The sequence below is a fragment of the Vreelandella azerica genome (assembly GCF_013112225.1).
Lineage (GTDB): Bacteria > Pseudomonadota > Gammaproteobacteria > Pseudomonadales > Halomonadaceae > Vreelandella > Vreelandella azerica.
Map to the genome: position 1 here is coordinate 160,044 of NZ_JABFHI010000002.1, position 22,183 is coordinate 182,226.

At 52.1% G+C, this 22,183-nt stretch carries 22 protein-coding genes, 5 pseudogenes and 1 riboswitch; of the genes and pseudogenes, 16 read left to right on the forward strand and 11 right to left on the reverse strand.

What is annotated here, in order from left to right; genetic code table 11:
- Nucleotides 1–7: 7 nt before the first annotated feature.
- A riboswitch (TPP riboswitch) is annotated at nt 8–135 on the reverse strand.
- A 43-nt stretch (nt 136–178) separates the two neighbouring features.
- Nucleotides 179–523: a DUF6482 family protein gene (locus tag HLB35_RS04800; RefSeq protein ID WP_171701715.1), complete on the reverse strand. Its 345-nt coding sequence runs from the start codon at nt 521–523 to the stop codon at nt 179–181.
- Between the two features lie 105 nt (nt 524–628).
- A complete protein-coding gene (locus HLB35_RS04805) occupies nt 629–1,003 on the reverse strand; it encodes a DUF2237 family protein (protein ID WP_171701716.1) in 375 nt (124 codons plus the stop codon).
- A 141-nt stretch (nt 1,004–1,144) separates the two neighbouring features.
- On the opposite strand from HLB35_RS04805, the gene gloA reads away from it, so the two are divergent.
- On the forward strand, nt 1,145–1,678 hold the full coding sequence (gloA, locus tag HLB35_RS04810) for a lactoylglutathione lyase (protein WP_171701717.1): 534 nt from the start codon (nt 1,145–1,147) through the stop codon (nt 1,676–1,678).
- Between the two features lie 2 nt (nt 1,679–1,680).
- On the forward strand, nt 1,681–2,046 hold the full coding sequence (locus HLB35_RS04815) for a DUF6164 family protein (protein WP_171701718.1): 366 nt from the start codon (nt 1,681–1,683) through the stop codon (nt 2,044–2,046).
- Here the strand turns inward: HLB35_RS04815 and HLB35_RS04820 are convergent.
- From HLB35_RS04820 to HLB35_RS04840, 5 genes are all read right to left on the reverse strand, one after another.
- A complete protein-coding gene (locus tag HLB35_RS04820; RefSeq protein WP_171701719.1) occupies nt 2,027–2,707 on the reverse strand; it encodes a cupin domain-containing protein in 681 nt (226 codons plus the stop codon). The genes HLB35_RS04815 and HLB35_RS04820 overlap by 20 nt on opposite strands.
- Nucleotides 2,708–2,841: 134 nt before the next feature.
- Nucleotides 2,842–3,981: a metal ABC transporter solute-binding protein, Zn/Mn family gene (locus HLB35_RS04825; RefSeq protein WP_171701720.1), complete on the reverse strand. Its 1,140-nt coding sequence runs from the start codon at nt 3,979–3,981 to the stop codon at nt 2,842–2,844.
- Nucleotides 3,982–4,016: 35 nt separating this feature from the next.
- The gene (locus HLB35_RS04830; protein WP_171701721.1) at nt 4,017–4,907 is read right to left on the reverse strand and encodes a metal ABC transporter permease; all 891 of its coding nucleotides are present in this window, start codon (nt 4,905–4,907) and stop codon (nt 4,017–4,019) included.
- Nucleotides 4,891–5,625, reverse strand: a complete 735-nt coding sequence (locus HLB35_RS04835; RefSeq protein WP_171701722.1) for a metal ABC transporter ATP-binding protein — start codon at nt 5,623–5,625, stop codon at nt 4,891–4,893. Before HLB35_RS04835 ends, HLB35_RS04830 begins: the two co-directional genes overlap by 17 nt.
- Complete coding sequence (locus HLB35_RS04840) at nt 5,622–5,771, reverse strand: hypothetical protein (RefSeq protein ID WP_171701723.1); 150 nt, start codon at nt 5,769–5,771, stop codon at nt 5,622–5,624. Before HLB35_RS04840 ends, HLB35_RS04835 begins: the two co-directional genes overlap by 4 nt.
- A gap of 242 nt (nt 5,772–6,013) precedes the next feature.
- On the opposite strand from HLB35_RS04840, the gene HLB35_RS04845 reads away from it, so the two are divergent.
- Both HLB35_RS04845 and HLB35_RS04850 read left to right on the forward strand, forming a co-directional pair.
- Nucleotides 6,014–6,373 (forward strand): HTH domain-containing protein, encoded by a 360-nt coding sequence (locus HLB35_RS04845; protein ID WP_171701724.1) that lies wholly within the window; start codon nt 6,014–6,016, stop codon nt 6,371–6,373.
- A gap of 14 nt (nt 6,374–6,387) precedes the next feature.
- Nucleotides 6,388–6,777 carry a helix-turn-helix transcriptional regulator gene (locus HLB35_RS04850; RefSeq protein ID WP_171701725.1) on the forward strand — a complete coding sequence of 130 codons (390 nt, stop codon included), beginning with the start codon at nt 6,388–6,390 and terminating at the stop codon, nt 6,775–6,777.
- A 98-nt stretch (nt 6,778–6,875) separates the two neighbouring features.
- Here the strand turns inward: HLB35_RS04850 and HLB35_RS04855 are convergent.
- A protein-coding gene (locus tag HLB35_RS04855) for an IS5 family transposase (RefSeq protein ID WP_171701726.1) occupies nt 6,876–7,677 on the reverse strand; the annotation gives its coding sequence in 2 pieces (ribosomal slippage) (nt 6,876–7,341 and nt 7,340–7,677; 804 coding nt in all).
- Between the two features lie 61 nt (nt 7,678–7,738).
- On the opposite strand from HLB35_RS04855, the gene HLB35_RS18770 reads away from it, so the two are divergent.
- Complete coding sequence (locus tag HLB35_RS18770; protein WP_171701727.1) at nt 7,739–7,831, forward strand: WCX domain-containing protein; 93 nt, start codon at nt 7,739–7,741, stop codon at nt 7,829–7,831.
- A 27-nt stretch (nt 7,832–7,858) separates the two neighbouring features.
- Here HLB35_RS18770 and HLB35_RS04865 read toward each other — a convergent pair.
- A pseudogene (locus tag HLB35_RS04865) lies at nt 7,859–9,023 on the reverse strand (IS3 family transposase).
- Between the two features lie 159 nt (nt 9,024–9,182).
- On the opposite strand from HLB35_RS04865, the gene HLB35_RS16385 reads away from it, so the two are divergent.
- The 9 genes and pseudogenes from HLB35_RS16385 (at nt 9,183) to HLB35_RS04905 (ending at nt 18,365) form a co-directional block, all read left to right on the forward strand.
- Nucleotides 9,183–9,866: a CRISPR-associated endonuclease Cas3'' gene (locus tag HLB35_RS16385; RefSeq protein ID WP_216601401.1), complete on the forward strand. Its 684-nt coding sequence runs from the start codon at nt 9,183–9,185 to the stop codon at nt 9,864–9,866.
- Nucleotides 9,867–9,908: 42 nt separating this feature from the next.
- Complete coding sequence (gene cas3 / locus HLB35_RS04870; protein ID WP_216601402.1) at nt 9,909–11,765, forward strand: CRISPR-associated helicase Cas3'; 1,857 nt, start codon at nt 9,909–9,911, stop codon at nt 11,763–11,765.
- Nucleotides 11,765–13,157: pseudogene (gene casA, locus HLB35_RS16955) on the forward strand (type I-E CRISPR-associated protein Cse1/CasA); the annotation flags it as partial. The gene cas3 and the pseudogene casA, both read left to right, overlap by 1 nt.
- 101 nt (nt 13,158–13,258) lie before the next feature.
- Nucleotides 13,259–14,273: pseudogene (locus HLB35_RS04880) on the forward strand (IS630 family transposase).
- Between the two features lie 69 nt (nt 14,274–14,342).
- Entirely contained in the window at nt 14,343–14,933 is a 591-nt protein-coding gene (gene casB, locus HLB35_RS04885; protein ID WP_216601405.1) for a type I-E CRISPR-associated protein Cse2/CasB, read from the forward strand.
- Nucleotides 14,887–15,531, forward strand: coding sequence for a type I-E CRISPR-associated protein Cas6/Cse3/CasE (cas6e, locus tag HLB35_RS04890; RefSeq protein ID WP_171701728.1), 645 nt, complete (start codon nt 14,887–14,889; stop codon nt 15,529–15,531). The genes casB and cas6e overlap by 47 nt, the downstream gene beginning before the upstream one ends.
- A gap of 16 nt (nt 15,532–15,547) precedes the next feature.
- Nucleotides 15,548–16,593: pseudogene (gene cas7e, locus HLB35_RS04895) on the forward strand (type I-E CRISPR-associated protein Cas7/Cse4/CasC).
- Nucleotides 16,594–16,601: 8 nt separating this feature from the next.
- Nucleotides 16,602–17,374, forward strand: a pseudogene (gene cas5e / locus HLB35_RS18775) (type I-E CRISPR-associated protein Cas5/CasD).
- Nucleotides 17,349–18,365 (forward strand): IS30 family transposase, encoded by a 1,017-nt coding sequence (locus HLB35_RS04905; protein ID WP_171701662.1) that lies wholly within the window; start codon nt 17,349–17,351, stop codon nt 18,363–18,365. Before cas5e ends, HLB35_RS04905 begins: the two are co-directional and overlap by 26 nt.
- Before the next feature lie 185 nt (nt 18,366–18,550).
- On the opposite strand, the gene HLB35_RS04910 is transcribed toward HLB35_RS04905, so the two are convergent.
- Complete coding sequence (locus HLB35_RS04910; protein ID WP_171701729.1) at nt 18,551–18,718, reverse strand: hypothetical protein; 168 nt, start codon at nt 18,716–18,718, stop codon at nt 18,551–18,553.
- A 432-nt stretch (nt 18,719–19,150) separates the two neighbouring features.
- Nucleotides 19,151–19,456: a hypothetical protein gene (locus tag HLB35_RS04915; protein WP_171701730.1), complete on the reverse strand. Its 306-nt coding sequence runs from the start codon at nt 19,454–19,456 to the stop codon at nt 19,151–19,153.
- A gap of 550 nt (nt 19,457–20,006) precedes the next feature.
- Between HLB35_RS04915 and glnA the strand changes: the two genes are divergently transcribed.
- Entirely contained in the window at nt 20,007–21,413 is a 1,407-nt protein-coding gene (glnA, locus tag HLB35_RS04920; RefSeq protein WP_171701731.1) for a glutamate--ammonia ligase, read from the forward strand.
- A gap of 170 nt (nt 21,414–21,583) precedes the next feature.
- Nucleotides 21,584–22,129, forward strand: a complete 546-nt coding sequence (locus HLB35_RS04925; protein WP_171701732.1) for a DUF4124 domain-containing protein — start codon at nt 21,584–21,586, stop codon at nt 22,127–22,129.
- Nucleotides 22,130–22,183 lie beyond the last annotated feature (54 nt).

A 22,183-nucleotide genomic window follows, 5' to 3' on the forward strand; every position in this document is an offset into this window, starting at 1 on the left:
ATGGAAGCGTTTTGCCCCCACGACTCCCTACGCCGGTATTATCCGGATCAGGTAGTGAGGGTGCGTCTCAGCTTGGTACCGTCTTATCGTGGTACTTTGGCCAACATGGCCGTTCAAGCGCCCCTGTCGTTTTTTCAAAGCAGAAGTTTAACCGAACATCAGAAGTCTGGCGAATCCTTCATTTGAAAGCGATGCGTGTTCCATAGGTCAGCATTTCATCCGGCGACATGGCACGGCCAGGAACCCCGATCATTTCATCGCCACACTGATCAGCAAAGGTCAACACACCGTGGTGCAGGCCGAGCTGGCCAAGCTTGTCGCGAATCTCGCCGGTACCAAGGAAAGAAAGAACGCGACCGTCGTTGTCACTCAGCTCTGATACACCATTGGCATGATGAAAACGTACGGTATAGATACCGTCCATGGATTCCACCTCAACAATCGGTGAAAAACCATTCTGTAGCGCATGTGCCAACTGGCGATAGCTGAGACGGTCGCCTAACTGATAGTCAATGCTAGTCATGATGAACTCCTGAAGACGGGGCAATACTGATTGTTCTGTACAGTCTTTGATTAACTAGTGTAGAGCAATCGTCAATCTTTGCCAGCCATCCCGGCGATAAATTCATTAACGCACCGCGTCCAAGGCGTGTTGTTGCAGTTGAATCAAGGGGATAACATCCAGGGCTTTTTCATGAGTGGCGGATAAAATAATCGGTGGTGCCAGGCCAACCACGGCGGCTTCCTTCCAGCGGCTGGCACACAGGCACCAACGATCGCCGGGTTTGAGGCCAGCAAAGCCGAATTCCGGGTGAGGAGTCACTAGGTCATTGCCCTGAGCGCGAGAGAACGCCAGAAACTCCTCGGTCACCATGGCGCAGACGGCATGCACTCCATGATCATTAGGGCCAACGCGGCAAAACCCATCGCGGTAAAACCCAGTTACCGGGTCATGGCAGCAAGGGGTTAGCGGTTCACCCAAAACATTACGGTCACGTGACATCTTATCGACTCCTAAAAGGGGCTAGCTTGCCCGTTGCGTGTTCGAGTGGTCTGCCTGCATACTGCAAGACAGCGCCTATGAAAATATATTCTATATTTTACATGAGCAAATTCATGTACAAGCCTACAAGGATATTCTGACATGGCTTTCAGCGGGGAACACCATCCTGGCGTGGCGCCAACGCCCGAAGAAACTCAAGGTTTTCGTCTTAACCACACAATGTTGCGCATCAAGGACCCTGAACGTGCCCTGGCATTCTATTCTCAGGTGTTTGGCATGCAGGTCATGCGTCGGCTGGATTTTGAAGAGATGCAGTTCTCGCTCTACTTCCTGGCCAACCTGGAAGACGGCGACACCGTGCCTGAAGATGTATCAGCCCGTACAGCCTGGACCTTCAGCCAGAAAGGCCTGCTGGAGCTGACCCACAACTGGGGCACCGAAGACCAGCCCGACTTTGCCTACCATGATGGTAACGCCGAGCCACAGGGCTTTGGACATATCTGCTTTTGCGTGCCTAACCTTGAAGCCGCCCAGGCCTGGTTTGACGAGCACGACGTGACCTTCGTCAAACGCGCCGACCAGGGCAAGATGCAAGACGTGATTTTCGTCAAGGATGCGGATGGTTACTGGATCGAAGTGATACAGGCAGACCGCATGGCTAACAAGGGCGACTGAGCATGGCGCATCTGCTGTTCCGGTTGCGCCATGTGACCGATGAAGAAGCCATGGAAGTTCGTCAGCTGCTCGAAGAACACGGCTTTGATACCTACGAGACCCAGGCGGGGTTTTTCCGCCTGGGGGTAGACGCCATCTGGCTGCGCGATAGCCGCCAGAAAGAAGCCGCAGAAGCCGCGCTCAAGGAATACCAGGCAGGCCGCCTTGAAAAGGCCCGCCGCGAACATGCAGAAGCCTTGGCCAGAGGTGAAGTCTCCAGCTTCTGGCAACGCCTGCTGCAACATCCCTTTCAGTTCACCCTGGTGATCCTGGGGGTGGCACTGATCGTGCTGCTGACATTACTGCCCTTTATTGGTCTGGCGCGTTAATGACCGCCAGGTGGCCGCGTTTAAGATACAGCTGCACGCCCTCGCTGCCTGCTTTGAGCTGTGGGGCTGCACCACAAGGAAAGCGGCACCAGCTGCCCGCGACGTATTCACTTTTGTCGCTGATCAGCGAGCCTTGCAGGACAAATAGTTCCAGGCCGCCGCCCAACGGTGGGTAAGTTACCTGTGTGTCGGCTTCCCAGCGCTCCAGGCTGACCCGTTCACCGCCATAGGTATGCAGCATTTTGTAGGTGATGCCTGCGCGGCGGTCAGGCTGCCAGGGCAGGCGGTGCGCCGGCACGGCCAGCTGGAGGATATCGTCAGGGTCGAACTGATGCAGTTTGACCAGGATCAGAGCGCCCTCGTCGCCAATCTGCGGTGTATGCCCCGTACCAATCGGGTTGCGCAGGTAACTGCCTGCGGGATAGCGGCCATGCTCATCAGCAAAAACGCCTTCAAGCACCAGTATTTCTTCGCCGCCGCCGTGGGTATGGCGGCTGAACTGGGTGTTAGGCGCGTAGCGAACCAGGCTGGTGGCGCGGGCCACCTCGTCACCAATGCGGTCCAGCATCATACGTTCCACACCCGCACTGGGAGACGTAACCCACTGATAGCGCTCCGGTGTGACACAGGCAAAATCATTAAAATCGGCGTTTACACGCATGGCTTGAGCTCTTGCAATCGGGGAATGGCAGGGTTCGGGAAACAAGTTTCGGCGTCTCTTGCGTGAAATGCAATCCAAAAAATACCGCCCGAGGGCGGTATCCAATCGTTTACATTGTTATTTCTGTCTCACAGTCAATGATCATGCTGGTCGTCATGGTCGTCATGGTCGTCATGGTCGTCATGGTCGTCATGGTCGTCATGGTCGTCATGGTCGCTGGCGTGATGATCATCATGACCCGGCTGCGCCAGTGCTGCGTTCAGCACCTCGGCGTTATGGCGCATCATTCCCAGGTAAGTACTCGCTTCACCTTCGCTGGCCAGCGCATCCGCATACAGGGTGCCGGCTATGGGCAGGCCAGTTTCCTCGGCCAGCTGGGTAATGATCGACTGATTGGTCATGTTCTCGTGGAACAGCGCCTGCACATCCTGTTCCTCAATCACATCCACCAATGCAGCAATGCTGGCAGCGCTGGGGTCCGCCTCGGTAGAAAGCCCGACCGGTGAGAGAAAACGCAACCCATAGGCGTTGGCAAAATACCCAAACGAATCATGTCCGGTAATAATGGTGGTCGATGCCGGAATCTCGCTGAGCAGGTCGCGCATTTCGCTATCCACTGCGGCCATTTCTTCCAGGTAGCGCTCGGCATTGGCACGGTAAGTGTCAGCATTGTCGCTGTCGGCTTCAATCAGCCCATCGCGGATATTGGCCACATAGACTTGGGCCTGCTGCATATCCTGCCAAGCGTGGGGGTCTTCATTACCATGGGCGTGGCCTTCATGATCATCGTGCTCATCATGGCCTTCATGACCATGCTCATCATGCTCTTCGTGACCATGCTCATCATGTTCGTCATGACCATGCTCATCATGTTCGTCATGACCATGCTCATCATGCTCCGAGTGCTCATCCTCTGCCTGAGGGCTGAAAGCACGCGCATTAATGCCTTCGGCGGCCGTTACCAGGGGGCCGTTATAGTCGCTGGCATCAATCAGGCGCTCCATCCAGCCTTCAAACAGCAGGCCGTTGAACACCACCAGATCCGCCTGCGCCAGCGAGCGCGCATCGCCAGGGCTGGGGGAGAAGACATGAGCATCACCATCAGCACCCACCAGTGACGTCACCTCCACATGCTCACCGCCGACGTTTTCGACCATATCCGCCAGAATGGAAAAACTGGTGACCACATTGACGCGTTCCGCCGCCATGGCAGCAGGCAGGGCCAGCAGGGTGCCCGCACCCACTAACCAGCGTGATAAAGAAGAAGGCATCATCTTGACTCCTGTAAAGCAACCGCTGCCAGGCAGCGTTAGGTTAACGATTGTGTTTCAATCGGGGTCGTCTTGCGCCTCAAGCGGGCGGCCAGACTGTGGTAGCGCCCGAACAAGGCGGATAAAAGATAGCCCGTGCCCGCCAGCAGGATAATGCTCGGCCCGGACGGCAGATCAAAATGGAACGACAGCAGCAGCCCGCCAGTGCTGGCCAGCATCGCCAGCACAATGGCAATGCCGATCAGGCCTTCCAGGCGCTTGCTCCAGAAGCGTGCCGAGGTGGCTGGCAGCATCATCAGCCCCACCGCCATCAGGGTGCCCAGGGTCTGAAAGCCCGCCGTCAGGTTGAGCACCAGCAAACCCAGGAAAATACTGTGAATCCACTGGTTGCGCCGCCCCTGGCCGCGCAGGAATAGCGGGTCCAGGCACTCGACCACCAAGGCGCGAAAAATCACCGCCAGAATGATCACAATCAAAGTGCTGATGCTGGCAATCAACAACAGGGCCGTGGAGTTGATGGCCAGGATCGAGCCGAACAGCACATGAGTAAGATCAACGCTGCTGCCACCCAGCGAAATCAGCATGACGCCCGCCGCCAGCGAGATAATAAAAAAGCTCGCCATGGCCGCATCCTCGCGCTGCCCTCCCATCTTGGAGACCGCCCCGGCCAGCAGCGCCACAAAGACCCCGAAGATAATCCCGCTGATGCTCATCACCGGCAGCGAAAACCCCGCCAGCAGAAAACCCAGGGCCACGCCCGGCAGAATGGCATGGGCCATGGCATCGCCAATCAAGCTCATGCCACGCAACACCAGAAAAACCCCCAGAGTCGGCGCCGCCAACGACAGCGCCAACCCCGCCACCACGGCGCGGCGCATAAAGCCATAATCAAAAGGCGCGATCAGCCAGCTATCAAGCAGTTCCCACATAATGCCCTCCAGACGTGAACGGCAAGGGGTTAACCGGCCTGTGCGCCGACACCAGCTCGCTAGGCAGCATCCAGTAAGCGCGGCCGCCTTCCAGCAACAGCACCTCATCTGCCAGGCGCTGCAAATGATCCATATCGTGCAGCACCACAATCAGCGTCATGCCGTCATCGGCCATCTGGCGCAGAATAGGCACCAGCACGCTCACGGTTTCGCTATCCACGTTGGCAAAGGGCTCATCCAGCAGCAGAAGCTCTGCCTCCTGCATCAGGGTGCGGCCAATCAGGGCGCGCTGGCGCTGGCCGCCGGAAAGCTCGCCCAAAGGGCGATGGGCCAGATGCGAAATGCCCAGGCGTGCCATGATGTCGCGACCCTTGCGATAGTGCGCCGCGCAATAGCCCTTTAGCGCCCCATGGCTTGGCCAGCTGCCGGTCATCACCAGCTCTTCCACGCTCATTGGAAAGGTCAGGTCTAACGCCAGCTGCTGAGGCAGCCAGGCCCGCCGCTCCGGCGGTATGGCACATACCACCTCGCCGCTTATGGGGCTTAGCTCACCCATAATGGCTTGAATCAGCGTACTTTTACCGGCGCCATTGGCACCAATCAGGGCAGTAATTGCCCCGGCCTTAAACTCACCGGAAACATGTTCCAGCACGCTGCGCCGCGCCTGGGCCAGGTGCAGGTCGTGAAGTATCAGGCGGGAGGGTGTCTTATAACTCATGATGCCCAACCACCTGCCCAAACAACCAGCAGCCACAGCACCGCCAACGGCAGCGCCACCAATGCCAGGCGTTTCACCGCCGACAGCGACATCAGGGAAAAATGACAAGGCCCCTCGCGGTTATGTCGATGTGAGTGCTCACTCATCAGGCGTCCTCTAAACAAGCAACAACGATAGCATAAAATAAGTTATAACATAACGTTTTAGCGTTACGTTGCGCAGTGCAAAACGCCGCATTGTACGCCCCGCACACGGATAGGCAATGGTGAAGGGGGCATGGTGTAGAGGTCGTTAAATAAGCTAAGAATTATTGAGATTAATGGAATTGGCGCAGGATGGGTGGTTAGATGGGGAGCATGACTCATGGAGATAGACAGGGAGGTGGGGAATGAGCCGGATGGATCGCACCTATAAAATTCATGAAATATTGAAAGCATCGCGCCATCCTGTAGCCATGCGAATATTCATGGCTGAACTTGAAACCAGTCGCAATACGATTACGCGTGATTTCGAATTTCTCAGAGATGCCTTAGGAGCGCCATTAATCTATTCCCGTGAATACAATGGGCATCTTTATGACCCCAACGCTCCTTCTTTCGAGCTGCCGGGTTTTTGGATGAAACCTGCTGAACTCCATGCCCTCCTGGCTTGTGAGCAATTGCTGGAAAATGTTCAGCCAGGGCTTATTGCTTTCCATTTAAGCCCGCTCAAAAAAGGTGCAGCAGTTGCTGGGGGAGTCAGGTCATGATGCCGAGCAGATAAGTGAGCGCATACGCATCCAACCTATCCAAAATCGCATTTCAGAAAATAGAGTGTTTGATCCTGTTGCTCAGGCCCTTGGCAGGGCACTGCCTTGAGTTTGACTACCAGTCGAGAAGCGAAGCTGGTGACTCTCAACGTCGATGTGCTCACCCTCAACGTTTACTTCACTACCGTTCAAATTGGTACCTGTTAGCACTTTGTGAGCGTGCAAAAGCATTGCGTCTGTTCTCCTTAGACAGAATGATCAACATTGAAACAACAATGGATCCTTGCCATCGACTCAATGCTACCGAGCTGGATGAGTTTTCGCTCGCAGGATTCGGTATTTTTGGTGGTAAGCCGAAAGATGTTGCACACCTGCTTTTTCTGAACATGCCGCTAGGTGGGTAGCTGAAGAAAAGTGGCATCCTGAGCAAGAAAGCCAATGGCAGGCTGATGGTTATCACCTAAAAGTTCCGTATGCCGATGACCGAGAATTAGAACTCATTTCAAAACTGTCTTTTGAGACGATTAAAACAAATCAGCGAACATCCGATTAACGTGAATGCATAGTGTATATCGGTTCGCCGCTCGTACCGTGTTGCAAGTCGTCTCATCTGCTCCAACCAGGCAAAGGTGCGCTCAACTACCCAGCGATGACGCCCCAAGCGCTGCGTGTCTTCTACACCACGTCTGGCTATACGCGCTTGAATATGCCGTCGGCGACAGGCACGACGACAGCGTGCAAAGTCATAAGCCTTATCGGCGTGAAGCTTGGTGGGCCTTTGACGTGGGCGACCAGATCGACCTGCAACAGGTTTTATCGTATCCAATAGAACAGATAAAGGAATGCTGTCATGCATGTTGGCACCTGATAGAACAACTGCCAAAGGGGTTCCTTGTCGGTCAGTCAGAAGGTGCCGCTTTGTGCCGGGTCGTCCGCGATCCGTTGGGTTTGGCCCAGTGGCAGATCCCCTTTTTTGCCTTGATGGAAGCACTGTCCATGCAGGCACGGTCCCAGTCGAGTTGTTCGGCTTCCTGTAAATGACTTAGCAACGTCTGGTGAAGCTTTTCCCAGACGCCGGCGTCGTGCCAATCACGCAGTCGTCGCCAACAGGTTACACCGGAACCGCATCCCATTTCCTGTGGCAACATCTCCCAAGGAATGCCTGATTTGAGTACAAACAGAATGCCTGTCAATGCGGCACGATTAGAAATACGTGGCCTACCACCTTCGTGCTTGGGCGGTTCAGGTGGTAAAAGCGGTTCAACAATGTTCCAGAGCTCATCAGGTACGATTTTCTTAGCCATAATGGATCGAGCTTAGGATATTAATGCTTGATTTCAAGGGTTTTGAAATAAGCTCTTAGTGATGGAAATTCTGCGTTATGGTGGAGAAGTGGAAGTGTTAGATCCACCAGAGCTGAGAGCCGAAGTAGCTCAACGCATCCGGACAATGGCTTGATCTGGCAACAGTTTTCCGGACGCTTTTTTAAGCGGCTGCTCGTAGCCTCGATTCATAGTCCGCTGGACTCATATAGTCGTTGCTAGAGTGCAACCGCACCCGGTTATAAAACACCTCGATATACTCGAAAATCGCCTGTCTTGCTTCCTCTCGCGTTTTGAAGTCCTCGTGATACACCAGCTCGGTCTTCAGCGTATGAAAGAAGCTTTCTGACGGGGCGTTGTCCCAACAGCTACCCTTGCGGCTCATGCTGCACTTGAATTCATGCTGTTTGAGCAAGCCCTGGAAGCTATCCGAAGCATATTGGCTGCCACGGTCACTATGAACTAGCAGACCAGCTTCTGGCCGACGTTTAAAGATCGCCATGGTCAGCGCGTCGTTCACTAATGCTGCCGGCATCCGGCTATCCATGGACCACCCGACAACTGCACGTGAGCAAAGGTCAATGAAGACAGCAAGGTACAGCCAGCCCTCCCGTGTTGCGACATAAGTGATGTCGCCAACATAAGCCTGATTAAGCTCTGATGCCGTAAAATTACGGTCCAACAGGTTCGGGGCGACCGGCTTGTTATGCTTCGAGTTAGTCGTCGCTTTGAACTTGCGCCGCATCTTGCATTCAAGACCCTCTTCATCCATCAATCGGCCGATTCGACGGCGGCTTACGATCTTACCGTCTTCGGCTAGTTTTTTTTTTGAATACGCCGTGTGCCATAGGTGGAACGGCTCTTTTCATGATGTTCACGAATACTGGCCTTCAACGCCTGATCATCCTGGGCTCGCTGACTAGGCGGTCTGGTTCGCCACTCGTAATAGCCACTGCGAGATACCTCAAACACTCGGCACATAAGGGCGGTGCTAAACCTACCCCGATGTTCCTCGATGAACGCATATCTCAGGTTGATTCTTTGGCGAAGAAGGCGGCCGCCTTTTTTAACAGAGCTCGCTCTTCCTTCAGCCGAGCATTTTCACGCCGGAGTTGCTTCAATTCTTCATACAGGTGTTTGTCATCAACCACACCACTTGCCTCACTCGTCTGCTTATCATGGAGCTTACTCATCCAGGTATGCAGCGTGTTGACGTTAACACCTAACTCGCGTGCGGACTGGGCGACCGGTTGACCGGACTCCACCGCTAGTTTGACGGCAGATTCTCTAAATTCAGCTGTATAAGAATTACTTTTCTTCTGACTCATGACACACACCTTGATGGGCAGATAATTTTATCTGCGTCTGTGTGTCCGGGAAACTATAACCACTTCAGCTGATATCTATTCAAAATGCTGATAGGTGGTGCACTGGTTGGGGCAGTCAGTGTTATAGGATTGGTATCTTAATATTATCAAGGGGGCATCATGCTTAGGAAAAGAAGCGAAAACGTTTCATCTGTTGCAGTAAAACCCTATGCAGCATGCCCCGCTAAATCATTCACAGCAGCCGATGGCCGCATTCGTCCTGGCCGAAGTGTTGAAAGTCATTGTCAGATAGTAGGCGAAGTGGCGAAAGAGCTGATTCGACGTTTTCCTCTTCAAGACATATTCCCTAAAGGAGCGGCTTATCTTGCTGCCACCCATGACATCGGTAAAGTTTCACCGACTTTCTTCAATAAAATTATGCGCTCTTGCTTGCTAGAGCGGATAGCAAATATCAATGCTGACCTGGAAAGGGAGTGGGGCGGACATGCGGGTGTCAGTCAAGCTACTGCTAAAGCGATGGGGGCTCCTGAGTATGTGCCAGAGATTTTGGGTCAACATCATGGCTTTTCGCCTAACCTTGCTGGTAAGAAGGCCGACGCGGAAGTGTTTGGAGGCGCTATATGGCAGAAAGAGCGTGAACAGCTCGCTAAAGCCTTAAGTGCTTCATTAGGTGAAAGCTGGCCACAGGTTAGCTCTGTTGCCCAGGCACGTTTACTGGCAGGTTTAACCTCTGTGGCTGATTGGATCGGGTCAGGCCATCACTTTGAAGATCCAGAAGCCCCTTGGAAAGAAAAAATCACTCAAGCTCTGGATGACGCAGGCTTCGTGCCGGTTTCATACTAACAAAACCTTTCTTTTGAGCAGGTGTTTGGATTTGCACCACGGTTGGCACAATCAACATTGATTCAGCAAGTCAGTCGGCCTGGCGTTTACGTATTTGAAGCCCCTATGGGGTTAGGAAAAACAGAAGCTGCGCTCTATGCCGCCTATCAAATGCTGGCTAATGGCCAGGCAAGTGGCATCTATTTTGCGCTCCCAACGCAACTAACTTCTAACAAGATTTACGAGCGTTTCAATGACTTTCTTAATCAAGTGCTGGCAGAGGACTGCAGCCATCGCTCACTCTTATTACATGCTAATGCTTGGCTTTTTGATACTGAGTTGGGCGAAGAAGGCCGCCCTGGTGGTGCTTGGTTTAATCAAAGTAAGCGAGGGCTGTTAGCACCTTTTGCAGTGGGTACCATAGATCAGGCTCTGATGGCAGCTATGAATGTCAAGCATGGTTTTGTCAGGGCTTTTGGTTTAGTAGGCAAGGTAGTTATTCTTGATGAGATACACACCTATGACGCCTATACAAGTACGCTACTGGATGCACTGGTCAGTTTACTCCGTGAGCTACATTGCACCATCATTATTCTTAGTGCCACGCTCAATCAGGAACGCCGTCAAGGGATATTGAACCGTTCAGTCACGTCAACGGGCTATCCGCTAATAACCGCTAGCCAGAATGATGAGCATACGGCACGTGAAGTGAGTGTGTCGGCAGGTACAAACAGTAGCGTTGAGATTGTTATAAAGTCTGATGAATCCGTCGCAATTGAACAAGTACTGCTTTGTGCAGAACAAGGTCAGCAGATTCTGTGGATCGAAAATACTGTCAAGGAGGCCCAGCAGCGTTATTTGGACATTGCCGCACGCGCTGCTGATTTGGGGGTGGCGTGTTGTCTTTTACATTCTCGCTTTACAGCCAATGACCGACAACAGATCGAAGATAAATGGGTCAGCCTGTTTGGAAAGGCGGGTTGGAAGGAACGCCACAAGCAAGGGCGGATTCTAGTTGGTACGCAGGTGCTGGAACAGTCTCTGGATATAGATGCGGATTTCATGGTGTCCCGCTTCGCGCCTACTGACATGCTGCTGCAACGCTTGGGCCGTTTGTGGCGGCATAGTGAAACGCCTCGTTGTAGCGAGGCAACGCCGCAAGCCTGGGTGCTTGCTCCTGCGCTCGGTGCAGCTATCGAGGCACCAGAAGCTAATTTCGGTGCCAGTGCTTACGTTTATAGCCCTTATGTTCTTTGCCGTAGCCTTGAAGTCTGGCAGAACATGAAGCACATCGATCTTCCGAAAGATATTCGGAGCTTGATTGAGCGTACCTATGTCAGCCGAACAGAGCAGAATACCTCGATGAGCCGCTGGCTGAGGGAGTTGGAAGAGGGTAATCGTCACCGCAAAGGGTTAAATACCTTGCGTCAGCTAGCGAGAATAGGGCTTTCGGAAGGTGGCAACACTCTGCCAGAAAGCAAGGCGCAGACACGCTACAGCGAGTCGGAAAGTTATGAGGTCCTGCTGCTAAAAGCAATGACCCGAAATCGTGCGGGTGATACAGCAACATTGACATTATTGAACGGTGTCCAGATAGAGCTTCCCCTACAGCGTCATAAGCTGACGAAGCCAGAATGGCGGCAGCGGACGGCAGAGCTGATGCGTCAGATTGTTAATGTGCCGCAAGGCGATAATCCTAATGCTCTGTCGATGGAGACCCTCAAAAGTTTTGGGTTGGGCCACTGTTTTTATCTGGGCAACCCAGACTGGCCAGAAGATGAAAGCATTTTGCGCGTAGCATTGGTGGATGCGTCCGACCGTCTTCAGGGTGTTGAGCATAATGATATTCACGACAAGCATACTCTGGAATACCGCGATGATCTTGGATACAGGGTCATCAAGAACAGGGGGAATAGATGATGGAATGCCGTTTTAATCTGATCGACGAGCCATGGATACCCGTGGCGGATTATGGCCGTGTCAGTCTGCGGCAAATATTCAGCAATCCCGAATATAGAAGTCTGGGTGGCAATCCAGTGCAGAAAATTGCCCTGCTAAAACTGCTTCTAGCGATAGCACAGTCAGCGGCAACACCTAAAGATGAAACTGAATGGAAAGCACTGGGTGCGAATGGTTTAGCTGAACAATGCTTATCGTATCTGGATAAATGGCATGACCGTTTTTATCTATACGGCGATAAGCCATTTTTACAGATGCCAGCAATTCAGTCTGCCAGGCTTCAACCTTTCGGAGCAGTATTGCCAGAAGTCTCAACAGGCAACACCACAGTTTTAAACCAGCAACAGGTGCAAAAACGTTTGGATGATGGTGAAAGAGCGCTGTTGTTGCTAACGCTAATGGGGTTTGCACTATCCGGTAAAAAAACTGACAACAGTGTTGTGTTAACAGAAGGTTATGCAGGAAAGAAAAATGATAAAGGTAAGCCTTCTACGGGAAAGCCGGGGCCTTCTGTCGGACATATGGGGTTCCTACACAGTTTTTTAATTGGTAATGATGTTCCAAAAACGCTCTGGCTTAATTTGTTCACATGTAGACAGCTTGAGGAAATGAATAGCTATCCCGGAGGAGTTGGTGTCGCAGCGTGGGAACAAATGCCTGAAGGTGAAGATTGTGAGCATGCAAAACAGCTAAAGCGTGCCTTAATGGGTCGGTTAATCCCTGTTTGCAGGTTCTGCTTTCTTACTGAAGTTGGAATTAATTATTCTGAGGGTGTTTCGCATCCTGGGTATAAAGAGGGGGGTAGATCCCAGCACGGCGGTCAATTACTCGGGCAAAGAGCCTAAGGCGCTGTGGGTAGATCCCGAAAAAAGGCCGTGGCGAGAGCTGACATCTTTACTTGGTCTTTTTGGCCAATCGGACTCTCAGGGTTTTCAAAGCTGGCAATTACGCAATGGCTTATTGCGAGCGCAAGAAAATACAAATGCGTTTGCTATCTGGTCTGGCGGGTTACGGGTAAGCAGCAATGCTGGTGAGCAGTTTGCTTCGGGAAGTGATGATTTTGTCGAGTCGCAAGTCTGGTTGGATAGCAGTATTTTGGGTGATATATGGTTCAGCCAGCTTAAAAAAGAAATGGATGCCATCAATGGCCTTGCCAAAAACCTCTATGGCCGAGTTCAGGGTTTTTACAAGGAGCAGACGGTTGATGGTAGCAAAGTTGCGCCGCTAGCCACTCGCCATTTCTGGCAACTTTGTGAACGTGATTTCCAGGAATTGGTTGATCAATGCGACCAGACTGAACAAGCCGCAAACGAGAGGCACAAGCTGCGGCGACGTTTTGCAGGCTATGTACATCAAGCCTATGACCAATATTGCCCACGAGAGACTGCCAGGCAACTAAGTGCCTATGCAATAATTATAGGGTATAAAGATGTAACTCAACGAGGAGATACATCATGTCCAAGCCGTTACGCTTCATCTCTTTGACACCAGACCAACAGCGCATTGTAAATAACGCTTATCAGTACGGTGAAAAGCGAGCCTTACGCCGTCGCGCTCATGCCATCTTATTGAGCCATAAAGGGCACACGATCAATCAAATTCGTGACATTCTCGGGGTCAAGCGCGATACGGTATCGACATGGCTATCCCAGTGGGAAGCAGACGGTATTGACGGTCTGCAAGACAAACCCCGCGACGGGCGGCCAAACCTTCTCAATGATGGCGAGATAGCGTTATTGCAGCAGCTTGTTGAAGATCATCCTCATCAGTTGCCGGTGCTGCATGCCAAGTTTCAAGAAAAACCGGGAAAGTGGTCAGTCGAGATACCCTACGTCGTGCTCTAAAAAAAACGGTAACAGTTGTAAACGTGTTCGCTACTCGCTGAAGGCACGGCGTGACGAGACAGATTTCCGCAATACGCAAGGCCTGATCAACGCATTGAAAGAATGGGAAGACAGCGGCACCTGTGATCTTTACTTCTTTGATGAAACTGGATTTTCGCAGTCTTCATCACTGCCTTATGCATGGAGCCCAATAGGGCAACCCTGGGAAGTCACTGCTTACTCTCATAGCAAGAGATTGAATGTATTAGGTTTTTTATCCAGAAAAGGGATGTTCTTTCATCATATGACAATGGACACGGTGAATAGTGAAACGGTTATAGAGGCGTTTGACCAATTTGCAGCACAGAAAGATCCTGATGCCTTCGCTGTTGTTGTGCTAGACAATGCCAAAATGCATCACTCCAAGGCATTTCGACGGAAAATCATTGATTGGATGACCCACCGTATTCACCTGATTTATCTGTCGCCATACTCGCCTGAGTTGAATCTGATCGAAATTCTTTGGCGTGAAATCAAATATCGCTGGTTACCACTGACGGCCTATAGCTCTTTCGATAGGCTCTGTCAGGCGGTGAAAGGCGTCTGTAACGGTTATGGCGTAGATAACACGATAACTTTTGCATAACTACTTAGATGCCTGGGCTAAGTGTCGACCTAACAATAGTAAATACTTGAAGCAGGAGGCTTAAGCATCATGCAAGAAGCACAAGCAGCGCCACCCAACAAGCCCAAAAGCAGCGATGAAAAATTCGTCGAGACCGTGATTGATCAGTGCCTCAAGGATAAAGGCCTGGCCGCCCGATTACGTCGGGCGGATAACCCCGCGATGGAATACCAGAGCTGGGAATTACTGGGTTCGCTGAGCTATCTCGGTATTGACCTTGAAGTGGATTATAAACGCATCCCCTACGTTACCGTGGCTTCAGCTATTGCGAAAGCCAAAGCAGAAAGGAACGGCACGCTTTCTCTAGGTCGAGCCATTGCCGCTTGTTATGAAGATGGCAGAGAAAGTGCGCAGGCTAAGGCACGTTTGCGCCGATTATTAGCAAGTAGTGAATTGATCGAAGTATGTCGGCTGTTGCGCCCTGTATTGACCCTAATTGACAGCAAAGTAGGGCAGCCGGTGGATTACATCCGATTACTACGTCAGCTGCGCTTTTTGGCCATAGAACCAAAACCCAGTGGGCACAGGAGTTTTATGGTCAGCCTGCACCTGACGACAAACAGGAGGCGGCAACATGAGTATGGTGGCCAGTGCACTTCATTTAGACCGCCGTTCTGTTAAGGCGCTGCGTATCACCGACGCTTACTCGCTGCACAGAGTAATCTACAGCCTCTATGACGACATCCGCGATGACGCAGACAAGGCTGCCAGTAAAGCCAGCGGCATACTTTACGCCGACCAAGGTGGTGACTATTGGGGACGCAAGATACTGATGTTGGCCAATCGAACACCAAAGTCAAGTGTAGATGGCCAATATGGAGAAGTTCTGAGCAAGCAGGTTTCGGAAAGTTTTCTAGACCACGATCAGTACCGCTTTAAAGTTATCGTCAACCCAACACGGCGTGATAGTGCGAGCCGCAAGTTGTTAGCTGTGCGCGGACGAGAAGACGTCGCAGAATGGTTTACTGAGCGAGCTACTAAAAGCTGGGGGTTTGACGTTTCTCCCCAGCACCTGCAAGTCGACAAAATAGAAGTGCTGCAGTTTAAGGATAAGCATCAGCGCCAGGTCACTATTGGACAGGCGAATGTTCAAGGGCTGCTAAGTGTGACTGATAAACAGCAATTTGCGCATAGTTTTAAGCAAGGCATCGGGCGTGCTCGTGCTTTCGGCTGTGGGCTGCTTCAAATCGTACCTATTACTGAAAACCCTTTTTCATAACCACAAGGAAACTGCTATGACTAATGCTTATACCAATACTCGTATCGAATACCACATTCTGCAATCCTTCCCGGTTACCTGCTTGAATCGCGATGATGTAGGCGCCCCCAAGTCAGCGATTGTCGGTGGCGTGCCGCGCGCACGCGTCAGCTCACAATGCTGGAAGAGGCAGGTACGTCTTGCCATGCAGGAGCTGGGCGTTAAACTTGGCGTCCGTACAAAAAAGCATCAGAAATTTTTATTAAAGCGTGCAGTGAAGCGGGTGCCAGTGAAGAACAGGCTGCTGCATGTGGCACTAAAATTGCTACGCAACTAACTGATGATACCTTGTTATTTGTCAGTGAAACGGAAGCTTCAGCATTTGCAGCTTATGCTGCAGAAAAGGAGTTTGACGATAGCAAAATTAAGGATAAGGAACTTGCCAAAGTTGCTAAAAAGGCACTAAACCCCGCACAAGACTCACTCGATATTGCCTTGTTTGGTCGTATGGTGGCGAAAGCTGCAGGTATGAATGTTGAGGCCGCAGCAGCTTTTTCGCATGCAATTTCGACGCATAAAGTCAGTAACGAAGTCGAGTTTTTTACAGCACTAGATGACCTTCAGGAGGAGCCAGGCTCTGCGCATATGGGTAGCCTGGAGTTCAACTCGGCGACTTACTACCGCTATATCAGCTTGGATCTAGGCCAATTAGCACAGACCATGGGAGAGCCTGATTTGAAGGAAGCGGTTGAAGCTTTTACTAAGGCATTGTTCATCGCAGTACCTAATGCAAGGCAGACTACGCAATCCGGTGCCAGCTACTGGGATTTTGCCCGCGTTATGGTGAGGAAAGGTCAACGCCTGCAGGTGCCTTTTGAAACGCCGGTTAGCAAGGCCCGTGAAGGCGGCTATCTTCACGCCAGCATTGATAGATTGAAAATCGAGCTGGATAAAAAAGAAAAGCTGGCAGGTTCGCTGTTTGGCAAACAGGGTTCCTACGACTGGGGCGAAAATGAAGATTACAGCATTGATGGTTTGATTAGTGATTTGCAAAGCCATATCCCTACAAATCCAGCACAGTGAGGTGAGGTATGAAAGATCCTTATTTACTGCTGTGGTTGGAGGCTCCGCTTCAGTCTTGGGGTCATGATTCCAAATTCGGGCGCCGGGATAGCCTCGATTTTCCCACTAAATCTGGTGTGATGGGCCTGCTTTGTTGTGCACTGGGGGCGGGTGGTAAGCAGGTAGAACGGCTAGCCCGCTGGGCGGAGAGAGACATGCAGGTGCAGGCATATGTGCCTGTGGGCAAGAAGAAAGAAGCACTGCCCCGTCAGCCGTTACTGAGGGATTTTCACATGGTGGGCAGTGGCTATGATGATCAGGACCCGTGGCAAAACCTGCTTATTCCAAAAACGAGCGAAGGCAAAAAAGCGGTGGGTGGAGGCTCCAAAATGACTTATCGCTATTATCTGCAGGATATGGCATATGCCGTTGCCTTGCAGGGGGGCGCGAAGAGTTAGCCGAGCTCGAAGCGGCATTACAAAATCCTGTATGGGATCTGTACCTTGGTCGCAAGAATTGTGTGCCGACCGAGTTTATTGTGCAGGGTATTCATGCGGACGAGGAACAGGCCATGGATAAGGCTCGGCAGCTTGCTACATCAAAAAACCGTTTACCAATATTCAAAGTGCTGCAAGGTGAGTATGAAGGAGAGGTATTGACCCTTAATGATGTCCCCGTACAGTTCGGTGAGCACAAGTTATACCGTGATCGCCGTGTAACTGCTTGGCCGCAGAAACTGAGTGCAACACCTGAGTATTTCGCTAAGGTGTTGTCCCATGTCTTACCTCGAACTCAGCATTGAAGAACGTGCCAACATCCAAGTGGGTCAAGCCCAAGGGATGAGCCTTCGGCATATTGCCCAGCTCTTAGGGCGAGCTCCTTCAACCATATCTCGTGAAATACGCCGTAACCAAATGGCCCAGAACGGTTACTGTGCCCGGCACGCCCAACGTCAGCGAGAAAAGCGTCGAGTGGTCTGTCGTCCTGCGCGTAAGCTTTTGCCAGGCACCGAGCGGTTTGACCTCATCGTTTATATGTTGCGGCGACGCTTGTCTCCCGAACAGATTAGCGGCAAGCTCAAGGCCATGAAATTACCTGACCTAAGCGATGCCTACGTCTGCCGAGAGACGATATATACGGCTATTTATGCACTGCCCGTTGGCCACCTGCGCAAGGAGCTGATTCACTGTTTGCGACAAGGAAAAACCACGCGTAAGCCTCGCCGTGGCGAAGTGGATCGACGTGGTCAGATCCCTGACATGGTCAGCATTCACTTACGTCCGCCCGAGGTCAGTAAGCGTGAAATGCCCGGCCACTGGGAAGGCGACCTGATCAAAGGTAAGAATAACGCGTCCGCGGTAGGCACCTTGGTAGAACTTAGCAGTGGCTATCTGATCCTCGCAAAAATGGACGACGCCACCGCCACATCCGCTGTAGCAGGCTTTAGTGCTGCTCTGAACCGAATGCCGACCACCGCTCGAAAAAGCATGACCTATGATCAGGGGCGTGAAATGACACACCATGCAAAAATTACTCAAGAAACCGGTGTTGCGATTTACTTTTGCGATCCCCATAGCCCCTGGCAACGGGGAGCCAACGAGAATATCAATGGCCTTATCCGTCAATATTTACCGAAAGGAACAGACCTTTCAGTACATAGCCAGGAAGAGCTGGATGCCATTGCCTTTGAGCTGAATATGCGGCCTCGAAAACGCTTTGATTTTAAATGTCCGATAGAAGTGATGAGCGAGCTGATGGCCAAGTACCATGAAAGCCCATCAACCATCCAATGAGTGTGTTGCACTCAGAGCCTGCATCCGCCCTTGTGATAAATCCTGCTGCTAGTGTGGTGCCAAACACTATAGCCCAGTAAGCTACAACTAGTTCACTTCCACTGCTATCTAAAGGGAGTTGGTTTTTGCCCAGGCAGCTATAGGCTTTTTTAACCACAGCAGTGAGTCACCTTGATAACTTATGGTTATAATTGATAAAAAAGCAGAACAAGACCTGCCGCAGCTGCATAAAAATAGACGCCTTGTGAGTCTTGGCGTCTAATGATGTATCTTGATGCATGCCATTTCGTAACGAATAGATAGCCTGAAAGCAGCGTCACAAAGGCAATAATGGCAACAAGCGTTTTAGGCATGTTCTATGCCTATTGAGATGTCTTGGAATGCTGCTCTAGTAGCTCAGTAGCATCAAGGTGTTCGCGAAATGACTTCGTTCGTATAACCTCTGATGCTTTCATGGTCATCACACCGTTGCCTACTACGTAATATTTTGGTTTTTCTCTACTTTCTTTCTTAGCGTCCCTGTAGCTCTGCCAAAAACGGTCTTTCATCCTCTGGATACTATTCATAATTTATCCTCCTGCACACCTTGTGCCATGCTTCAGTCTCTTGGTGGGCTGATTTGGCTGTATTGGGTGTACTCTAATACCGTACACCTAGTTAAAAATATACGCGATATCCAAACTTAACGCACCTCCAACGCGTTTGGGGCGCAACGCGTTCAGCCATGCCTACAATGAGAATAAAGCAAACGAGGTGTTCGAGCGCCTCTCGGCCTCAACGCCTCTTTATTCATCCCCTTGCTGATCTTCTTCATCCCAGCGCTCAATGCTGCGCTTGTCGTCCGGCAGGCGGACGATGTCGCCAAGCTGCAGGTCGTGGTGGCTGTCCTTGCGTTCACCGCTGGGGGTGATGAGGGCGGCAACGCTGGCGATGCTGACGGCGTCATCCTCGCGGTAGGTTTCTACCTTGACGCGTACATTGCAGCCTTTGTAGCGGGCGGAAAGGATCTCGCCCGGGTAGGGGGTGTTGGGGGTGAGGTTGGCGGTTACGCTGTCGCCGTCGGTGGGGTCCCATTCGATGTGCTTGTGCATGGTTACTTCCTTGGTTAGAGAGGGTGTGAAGTCCGCCAGGCTGGTGGCTGGTTGAAAGCGTGCAGGCTGCGCGGTTGGTAATACCTACACCCTAGCACATCTGGGGTGGGTGAAAGGGAGGGTGCCAAACGCATGGTCGTCACTTCAGTTAGTCATTCGCACCTGTATGGTGCAAAAAGGCTTTTGCTGTGCTTTTTTGGTGCATTGATGATTGCCTCAGGCGCTTTTTAGTGGCATTTAGACGTTGAGAAATACGTTTTGCCCTTTTATGTGGCATTGAAAGATTTTTAGAAAGCCGCTAAATAATAGTAAAAACAACAAATTACGATTCACGTATCCTTTATTGGTGCGTGGTTGGCATGTAACCTGCATTATAAATGTCAGCGGCTAATGTCATAGGCAGTGGATGCCTGGACGTGCTAAAACAGTAGCCGATTTAACGTTGCACCGTGTTTTACCTTTGCTGCTGTCTTGTTTGATAGCTCATATAATAAGCAATGTACAAACGGGTGCCCAGATACGCTCAGTTTCGCTTAAACCGGAGGACACCATGTCAACCAAGACAATTGCACTCATCGAAGAAAACGACGTCAAGTGGGTCGACCTGCGCTTTACTGATACTCGCGGCAAGGAACAGCACGTGACGATTCCTGCGCGTGACGTTGATGAAGAGTTTTTTGAAAACGGCCAGATGTTCGATGGTTCTTCAATTGAAGGCTGGAAGGGCATCAACGAGTCCGACATGATCCTGCGCCCGGAAGATGGCACTGGTTTCCTGGACCCCTTCACCGAAGACGCTACTTTGGTGCTGCGTTGCGACATCATCGAGCCTGCCACCATGCAGGGCTACGATCGTGACCCGCGCTCCATCGCCAAGCGCGCTGAAGCCTACCTGCAGTCTACCGGCCTGGGTGATACCGCCTTCTTTGGCCCGGAGCCTGAGTTCTTTATCTTTGATGAAGTACACTGGAAAGCCGATATCGAAGGCGCCATGTACAAGATTTCCTCGGAAGAGGGCGCCTGGTCAACAGACCGTCAGGTGGAAGGCGGCAACCTGGGCCACCGTCCGCGCGTGAAAGGCGGCTATTTCCCGGTTCCGCCGGTGGACAGCTTCCACGATATCCGTGGTGCCATGTGTAACACCCTGGAAGCTATCGGCCAGTCGGTAGAAGTGCATCACCATGAGGTGTCTAACGCCGGTCAGAACGAAATTGGTGTCAAGTTCAACACCCTGGTGAAGAAGGCTGACGAAGTTCAGGAAATGAAGTATGTGATCCACAATGTGGCGCATGCTTACGGCAAGACGGCTACCTTTATGCCCAAGCCGATTGTGGGCGATAACGGTTCCGGTATGCACGTGCACCAGTCGTTCTGGAAAGATGGCCAGAACCAGTTCGCCGGTGACGAGTACGCGGGCCTGTCTGAAATGGCGCTGTACTATATTGGCGGCATCATCAAGCACGCACGCTCACTGAACGCCTTCACCAATGCGTCCACCAACTCCTACAAGCGTCTGGTGCCAGGCTTTGAAGCGCCGGTCATGCTGGCCTACAGCGCGCGTAACCGTTCCGCGTCTATCCGTATTCCGTATACCGCCAGCCCCAAGGGCAAGCGTGTCGAGCTGCGCTTCCCTGATCCGACCGCCAACCCCTACCTGTGCTTCTCAGCCATGCTGATGGCCGGTATCGATGGTATCAAGAACAAGATCCACCCTGGCGATGCCATGGACAAGAACCTGTACGACCTGCCGCCGGAAGAAGGCAAGGCCGTGCCCACCGTTGCCCACAGCCTGGATCAGGCGCTGGAAGCCCTCGACGCTGACCGTGCCTTCCTGACCGAAGGTGGCGTGTTTACTGATGAAATGATCGATGCTTTCATTGAGCTGAAGAGTGAAGAAGTTGAGCGCCTGCGCATGGCAACTCACCCAATCGAGTTTGACATGTACTACAGCTGCTAAGTACGGTTGTTTCCTAGTACTTTGGCTGTATAAGTACTTTGGCTGTATAAGTACTTTGGCTGTATAAGCACTGACGCTGATCTGAGCTGCTATGATCACCCAAGGGGAATAACCCGAGGTGATCAGTGACAAACCCCGCTTCGGCGGGGTTTTTTCGTTAGGGGGCAATAATGGCCAATCAAACAGCAGGCAGAAGAGGGCAGTGGCTGTGGGCGGTGTTGTTAGGAGGCGCCCTGCTGATTGGGGCACCACCGCTGGCGGCCCAGACGGTTTATCGGGTGGTGGATGAACAGGGCCGCGTGACCTTTACCGATAACCCCGAGCGGGGCGGTGAAGCCGTGGTGCTGGCGCCACTGCCGGGCGTTTCTTCCTCACCGTCTGCTGTCTCGCCACCGGCTTCCCAGCCTTCAGGCAAGCGCTCCCCCGGCCCGCCCTTCATGCCCTACGACCGTTTTACGATTGCCTACCCTGCCCATCAGGCGCGCCTGAATAGCGCTACCACAGCGGTCGAAATTGCCCTAAGCCCGGCGCTGCGTGACGATCATCAGCTGCGTTTGCGCCTTAATGGTGAAATCAACCAGAGTGCGATGCACAGCGATGCCTTCTGGGTCGCCAATTTGCCCGCCGGCGTGCACCAGCTTCAGGCCGAATTGCTGGATGCCCAGGGGCGGGTGCGCCATCAAACCCCGGTGGTGCGGTTTCACGTTGCACCATAATGGTGCTTTAGTGAGTGAGGCATGGGCACCATCCTGGCGGAAAGAAGGCTATTT